We start from the raw sequence: 396 nt of genomic DNA on the forward strand, positions 1-396 counted from the left end.
GTGCCGGACGGCCGAGAGGCGATGGGCAATGATCAAAACCGTCCGGTTTTTCGCGATCTCGCGCATATTCTCCTGAATAATGCGCTCGCTCTCATAGTCCAAGGCGCTCGTGGCTTCGTCGAAGATCAGAACCCGGGGGTCCATGATCAAAGCGCGCGCGATGGCGATGCGCTGGCGCTGTCCGCCCGAAAGGTTGGCCCCGCGTTCGCCCACGGGGGCGTCATAGCCTTGAGGCAATTCGAGAATGAAGTCATGCGCGCCGGCAAGCTGCGCGGCCGCCATAACCCGCTCGATCGGCATGCCGGGATCGGCGAGCGCGATATTGTCGCGGATCGAACGGTTGAACAGAACATTTTCCTGCAGGACAATGCCAACCTGACGCCGCAGCCAGGCAAC

Annotated in this window: 1 protein-coding gene; it reads right to left on the bottom strand. The window is 61.6% G+C overall.

Annotated elements, in window-relative coordinates; all coding sequences use genetic code 11:
* Window positions 1-396: ATP-binding cassette domain-containing protein (locus tag GSQ90_RS20220; protein ID WP_158816713.1), on the bottom strand; the 396-nt coding region annotated here is incomplete at both ends.

Origin of the sequence: Methylocapsa sp. S129, from assembly GCF_009765995.1 — a bacterium.
Classification (GTDB): domain Bacteria; phylum Pseudomonadota; class Alphaproteobacteria; order Rhizobiales; family Beijerinckiaceae; genus Roseiarcus.